Consider the following 6,651-nt stretch of genomic DNA (forward strand, 5'->3'; position numbering starts at 1 on the left):
AGCAAGCGCGGCTTGCCTGGAAGGCGGACCGGGGCCCGTTACCCCATCTACAGATTTCACAATGTCGGAGATTGATCCCCGCCTCGGAGCAATTGGCCGCGCAAGCCCCGCCCTGCGCATAGGAGCCTGCCGTAACAACCTGATCTCGCAGGCTGTTCCAATCGTTGATCCCCGTGTAGGCTTGGCCCGCACTGCCGGGCCAATATAAGGCCATCGCCCATATGGGGCGGGCAGGAATAAGGGAGATGGCGGGAAGACCATGACGGAACTCCGATACCTCGCGCCTGAGACGCTTGATGAAGCGGTCGGCGCATTTGCCAAAGCCGGCAGCGCCGCACGCATCCTGGCCGGCGGCACCGATCTTCTGGTGCAGATGCGGTCCGGCGTGCTCAAGCCGGGCGTGATCGTCGATATCAAGAAAATCCCCGAGATGACCGCGATCGAACAGACCGCCGATGGCGGCTTTCGCGTCGGCGCCGCCGTCTCCGGCATGGCGCTCGCCGAACACGGAAAGTTCGGCAAGGTCTGGCCCGGCGTCCTGGAGGCCGTCAACCTGATCGGTTCCAAGCAGGTGCAGGGCAGGGCCTCTGCGGGCGGCAATCTCTGCAACGGCTCGCCCGCCGGCGACAGCGTGCCCGCAATGGTCGCCGCCGGCGCCGTCGTCACCGTGCAGGGCCCGAACGGCCGCCGCGAGATGAAGGTGGAAGATGTGCCGGCTGGACCCGGCCGCACCAATCTGAAGCCCGGCGAGATTCTGGTCAGTTTCACACTGCCGCCGCGCTCACCCGGATCGAGCGACGCTTACTTGCGCATGATCCCGCGCACCGAAATGGACATCGCCGTCGTCGGTGTCGGCGTCAGCCTCACGATCAAGGACGGCACGGTCACATCAGCCCGCGTCGGTCTCGGCGCAGTGGCGCCGACCGTGCTGCTGGTCGAAGACGCCGCGAAAGCGCTGATCGGAAGCAAGCTCGACGATGCCGCGCTCGCTAAGGCTGCCGCGGCATGCTCCGCCGCCTGCCGTCCGATCGACGACAAGCGCGGCACCATCGCCTATCGCACCAAGGTGGCCGGCGTGCTGCTCAAGCGCACCGCAGGGATCGCCGCCAAACGCGCTCAAGGAAAGTGATAACGCAAATGGCCAAAGTTCACGTCACCACCACGATCAACGGCGAGCCGATGGAATTCCTCTGCGAGCCATCAGACACCATGCTCGACGCGCTGCGCGGCACCCTGAACCTCACCGGCTCCAAGGAAGGCTGCGCCTCCGGCGATTGCGGCGCCTGCTCGATCACGCTCGACGATCGGCTGGTCTGCTCCTGCCTGATGCTCGCCGTCGAATCCGAGGGGCACGAGATCAGGACCATCGAGGGCATGGCGCAGGGCGACAGACTGCATCCGCTGCAGCAGAAGTTTCTGGAAATGGCCGCACTTCAATGCGGCATCTGCACCTCGGGCATGCTGGTCGCCTCCGATGCGCTGCTGAAGAAAAACCCTGACCCGAGCGAGGAGGAAGTCCGCTTCTGGCTTGCCGGCAACCTCTGCCGGTGCACCGGCTATGACAAGATCGTCCGCGCGGTGATGGAAACCGCTGCCGAAATGCGTGCGCAATAGTTTCGGGAGACAGCCTAATGAATCTCGTCACCAACAATAAATGGATCGGCCAGCGCACCATTCGCCCTGACGGTATGGACAAGGTGACCGGCCGCGCCCAGTTCGCCGCCGACACCACCATGCCGGGCATGATCTGGGGCAAGGTTTTACGCAGCCCGCATCCGCATGCGCGCATCAGATCGATCAACACGGCCAAAGCGGAAGCGCTGCCGGGCGTCAAGGCCGTCGTCACCTCGAAGGACATCGTCGATTTCCCGATCGAGAAGGGCGCGGTCATGCTCGGCATCCAGGACATGCGCTGGATGTGCCGTAACGTGATGGCGCGCGACAAGGCGCTGTTCCCCGGCCACCCCGTCGCTGCCGTTGCCGCGACGACGGAAGCGATCGCAGCCGAGGCCTGCAAGCTGATCGAGGTCGATTACGAAGTGCTGCCGTGGTCGATCGAAATCGACGACGCGATCAAATCAGACGCGCCGATCCTGCACGAGTTCAACAAGTTCGACGGCAAGCCTTCCAACATCGCCGGCCGCCTCGAGCACAAGAAGGGCGACATCGCTGATGGTTTCAAGAAGGCCGATGTTGTCATCGAGCGCACCTTCACCACGCGCCCGGTGCACCAGGGCTATATCGAGCCGCATGCCTGCCTGATCTCGGTGGCGCCTGACGGCAAGACCACGATCTGGAGCTCGAGCCAGGGCCAGTTCATGGTGCGCGCGATGACATCGATGCTGACGGGCATCCCGCAGAGCGACATCCGCGCCATCCCCGCCGAGATCGGCGGCGGCTTTGGCGGCAAGACCATCGTCTATCTCGAGCCGCTCGCGACGCTGCTCGCGAAAAAATCCGGGCGGCCCGTAAAGATGGTGATGACGCGCGAGGAAGTGATGCGCGCGACCGGCCCCACCTCGGGCTCGAAGAGCACGGTGAAGATCGGCGCCACGAAGGACGGCAAGATCGTCGCCGCGCACGGCACCTTCTATCTGCAGGCCGGCGCCTTCCCGGGCTCGCCGATCCGCGGCGCCGCCGGGTGCAGCTTCACGCCCTACGACATTCCGAACCTGCTCTCGGAAGGTTTTGACGTCTGCTCCAACCGCTCCAAGGTCGCGGCCTATCGCGCGCCGGGCGCGCCGATCGGCGCCTATGCCGTGGAATGCGTGATGGACGAAGTCGCCGAACGCCTGAAGATGGACCCGCTCGACTTCCGCCTAAAGAACGCCGCGAGGGAAGGCACCAAAGCCGCGCACGGCCCGGTCTTCCCGCGCATCGGCTATGTCGAGACCGTGGAAGCGGCCAGGAGCTCGCCGCATTATGCCGCGCCGCTCGGCGATGGCCAAGGCAAGTTGAGGGGCAGGGGCACAGCCTCCGGTTTCTGGTTCAACGCCGGCGGCGAATCCTCAGCGCAAGTCAACATCACCGAGGATGGCAACGTCGTCGTCACCACGGGACACCCTGACATCGGCGGCTCGCGCGCCGGCATCGCCAACATCTGCGCGGAACTGCTCGGCATCGATTACCGCCGCGTCTCCGTTATCATCGGCGACACCCAGACTGTCGGTTTCTCCAACCTCACCGGCGGCAGCCGCGTGCTGTTCGCGTCTTCGATGGTGGTGACGCAGTCGACCGAGAAGATCATCCAGACGCTGCGCGAGCGCGCCGCAAAGATCTGGGAGATCGATCCCGAAGCGGTGAAGTGGGAGGACGGCGCCGCGCACCCCGTGAGCCCGAACGCCGGCCAGTTCGAACCGCTGACGCTGCAACAGCTCGCCGAGAAGGCCCCGGCGATGGGCGGTCCGATCGGCGCCGGCGTGCAGCTCAACACGCAAGGCGCGGACGGCGGTTTCGGCACGCATGTTTGCGACGTCGAGATCGACGTCGATCTTGGGATTGCGCGCGTCATCCGCTACACCGCCGTGCAGGATGTCGGCCGCGCCATCCACCCCGGTTATGTCGAGGGCCAGCTGCAGGGCGGCGTCGCGCAGGGCATCGGCTGGGCGCTGAACGAGGAATACATTTATACGAAGGAAGGCAAGGTCGATAATCCCGGCTTCCTCGACTACCGCATGCCGGTCTGCTCGGACCTGCCGATGCTCGACTGCATCTTGGTCGAGATCCCGAACCCGAAGCATCCGCAAGGCGTCAAGGGCGTCGGCGAAGTGCCGCTGGTGCCTGTCATGGCGGCGGTGGCGAACGCCATCTACAACGCGCTGGGAAAACGCTTCTACGCCCTGCCGATGTCGCCGCCGAAGGTGCTGGAAGTGCTGGAAGCGCCGACGCGAGAGGCGGCGGAGTAGGCGAAGAGGGTAGGGCGGATTAGCGACAGCGTAATCCGCCTTCCACGCGAATCCGTTCCAGTACTGTGCCGATGGTTGGTTGGGCTACTGTTGGTTCAAGAGGCGCGTCGATCGTCAAGGACAGCAATTGGCTATTCTATTTCCTGACGCGAAAGTCCTGGCCGAAAGAGAGGTCGATGCTATCGCCGCAGCGGTCGGTGACGATTTTGTTGTCATTCATGACGAGACGGTCGAGACCGCCGAAGGTTGGGTCTTCTTTTACAACAGCAGGGAGTTTGTCGAAACTGGCGACTTCAGAGATGCGCTTGCCGGAAATGGACCGATATTGGTTGACAGGCATGGCTTGGTGAAAAGATTGCCAACCGGAATTCCGTGGGAGACGGCGATCAAGCAAGAGTAGCCCGGATGATCGGCGTGTCCGCCGCAGCCTAACGAGCGAAGGCGTATCAGGATGAGCAAGCCGCCAATGAATGAACTGCTTCCCTTCCGCACCATGGCCTACAACAACGCCTGGGCAAACCACCGGCTGCTCACCGCCTGTCTGGCGCTGTCGCCGGATGAATTCACCGCGAAGCGCACCGGCTTCTTTCCGAGCCTGCGCGCCACGCTCAACCACATCCTGATCATCGACCATTTCTACGTCGATGCGATGGAAGGCGGCACGCTCGGCCCCGCAGCCTTTGCGAACGACGAGCCGTGTGCAACGGTTGCCGCGCTGAAGGACGCGCAGGCTGCAGTCGACCGGCGCTTGCTCAAGGTCGTCGAAGCGCTCGACAGCGCAGGCCTGCAGCGCATTGTCTCCGTGCATCGGGAAACCTCCATCCAGCGCGAGCGGATGGACCGCCTGCTCCTGCATCTGTTCCAGCATCAGGTGCACCATCGCGGCCAGGCGCACAGTATGCTCAGCGGCACCTCGGTGAGCCCCCCGCAGCTCGACGAGTTCTTCGCGGTGGGTGAAGCGCCGTTGCGGGCTGCCGAATTTGCGGAGCTGGGGTGGACGGAGGAGCGGATCTGGGGTGGGTCGGACGGCGAGGTTTGAGGGCTGCGTGCGGGCGCTTCACCCCCAAACCCTCTCCATCACCCGCGACAGCCACACCCACACCAGCGCGCCGACGTCGCCGAGCTCCAGCAGCACCGCCACCCAGATCAGCGCCGAGGTGAAATTCGCGATCTGAAACGTCGTTTGCGGCATGCCGAGCATGCCGGCTGCGATCGGCACCGAGGCGCGCAACGGGCCGGAGAAGCGGCCGATGAAGATCGCGAGCGCGCCCCATTTTGCGATGAAGGCCTCGCCGTGCTTGAGCAGGTCAGGATGCGCCCTGAACGGCCACATCCGCGGGATCCGGTCCTGGAGGAGGTGGCCGAGCCAGTACGACAGCCAGTCGCCGAGCGCAGCGCCCAATGCGCCGGCCAGCAGCACGGGCAGGAAGGCGATGCCGCCCGTCTTCATCATCGCGCCGATGCCGACCAGCACCGCCCAGGCCGGCACGACAAAGGAGAGGAAGGCCAGCGATTCCGCAAACGCCAGCGCAAACACGATCGGCGCCGCCCAGGCCTGGTGCTGTCTGACAAAGTCGAGGACGTCGTGGCCGAACTGTCCGACGGATGACATTTGTTTTCCGCCTTCGCTCTGCGAGCCACGGACCAGCCGCCCAAATCGCCCCAGATTGCAATTCCGATCCGGCGGGCTCGCGAATCCGCGAGGACCCATCCTACGCGCTGCATATTGCTCCGCTCATGCGGACTATACTGCTCCTTCGCGCGCACGAAAGATAAACTCCGCGATCTGCGAGACCTTATTACCCAGCTTCTCGCTGCGCGCCCGCGGGTTATAGCAGCTACGCCATCGCGGAGGTAAGGGCGCTCTCGCTTCTCGTCTGCCGCAACGCCTCATAGTGCCGCACATACTCCTTCGCCATCCGCTCCGACGTGAACCGCTTCTCGAAATGCGCGCGCACGCGGCCGCGATCGAGTTCGTCGATACGTCCGAGCGCCTCGATCGCCTGGTCTTCGCTCTCCACGACAAAACCTGTAATCCCGTCGTCGATCACCTCGGGCACCGAGCCCGAGCGGAAGGCGATCACCGGCGTGCCGCACGCCATGGCCTCGATCATGACGAGCCCGAACGGTTCGGGCCAATGAATCGGAAACAATAGCGCCGCGGCGCCGGCGAGAAATTCCTCCTTGGTCTTGTCGTTGACCTCGCCGGTCAGCCGCACCTGCTCGCCGTCGATCTGCGGCTCCAGCTTTTCCTTGAAGAAGGCGCGTTCGCCGCGCGGTAGCTTGGCCGCGATGTGCAGCGGCATTTTTACCGCGCGGGCGATGCGGATGGCGGCCTCGGGTCCTTTCTCGGCGGTGAGCCGGCCGAGAAAGGCAAGGTAGCGCCCGCGCTCCAGGGAGGGACGGAGCGAAGTTGCGGGAAGGCCGTGATAGACGGTGCCGATCCAATTTGCCTCCGGCAGCGCTTCGCGCTGGTTGTCCGAAATCGAAACGTAGGGCGCATCGGGAAAACGCAAGGCGACCTCGGGAAATCCCGGCAAGTCGAGCCGCCCATGCGTGGTGGTGACGAAGGGTACGCCGAGCCGGCTCAGCAGCGGCAGATGCAGCCAGTCGATATGGGCGTGGATCACGTCGAACTCGCTCGCGCGCCGCGCGACGGCGTCGAGCAGCGCCGCCTGCGCCGCCATCGGGTCCGATTTCGGCCGGCCGAGCCGCAGCGCCCGCGGCCAGACCGGCTCCCCCCCCC

Annotated in this window: 7 protein-coding genes; 5 read left to right on the forward strand and 2 right to left on the reverse strand. The window is 64.7% G+C overall.

Annotated features, from left to right (window positions below; translation table 11 throughout):
* Positions 1-259 precede the first annotated feature (259 nt).
* The 5 genes from CQ14_RS33615 (at position 260) to CQ14_RS33635 (ending at position 4,944) form a co-directional block, all read left to right on the forward strand.
* Entirely contained in the window at positions 260-1,129 is an 870-nt protein-coding gene (locus tag CQ14_RS33615; protein ID WP_057862063.1) for an FAD binding domain-containing protein, read from the forward strand.
* Between the two features lie 8 nt (positions 1,130-1,137).
* Positions 1,138-1,614, forward strand: coding sequence for a (2Fe-2S)-binding protein (locus CQ14_RS33620; RefSeq protein ID WP_057862064.1), 477 nt, complete (start codon positions 1,138-1,140; stop codon positions 1,612-1,614).
* A 17-nt stretch (positions 1,615-1,631) separates the two neighbouring features.
* Positions 1,632-3,905, forward strand: a complete 2,274-nt coding sequence (locus CQ14_RS33625; RefSeq protein WP_057862065.1) for a xanthine dehydrogenase family protein molybdopterin-binding subunit — start codon at positions 1,632-1,634, stop codon at positions 3,903-3,905.
* Positions 3,906-4,032: 127 nt separating this feature from the next.
* Complete coding sequence (locus CQ14_RS33630) at positions 4,033-4,305, forward strand: YrhB domain-containing protein (protein ID WP_199805685.1); 273 nt, start codon at positions 4,033-4,035, stop codon at positions 4,303-4,305.
* Positions 4,306-4,356: 51 nt separating this feature from the next.
* Positions 4,357-4,944 carry a DinB family protein gene (locus CQ14_RS33635; protein ID WP_245320735.1) on the forward strand — a complete coding sequence of 196 codons (588 nt, stop codon included), beginning with the start codon at positions 4,357-4,359 and terminating at the stop codon, positions 4,942-4,944.
* Between the two features lie 18 nt (positions 4,945-4,962).
* On the opposite strand, the gene CQ14_RS33640 is transcribed toward CQ14_RS33635, so the two are convergent.
* Positions 4,963-5,517 carry a DedA family protein gene (locus CQ14_RS33640; RefSeq protein WP_057862068.1) on the reverse strand — a complete coding sequence of 185 codons (555 nt, stop codon included), beginning with the start codon at positions 5,515-5,517 and terminating at the stop codon, positions 4,963-4,965.
* A 226-nt stretch (positions 5,518-5,743) separates the two neighbouring features.
* A partial coding sequence (locus CQ14_RS33645) for a glycosyltransferase family 4 protein (RefSeq protein WP_430650240.1) occupies positions 5,744-6,651 on the reverse strand: 908 nt, incomplete at its 5' end.

Source organism: Bradyrhizobium lablabi, assembly GCF_001440475.1.
In the GTDB taxonomy this organism is placed as follows: Bacteria; Pseudomonadota; Alphaproteobacteria; order Rhizobiales; family Xanthobacteraceae; genus Bradyrhizobium; species Bradyrhizobium lablabi.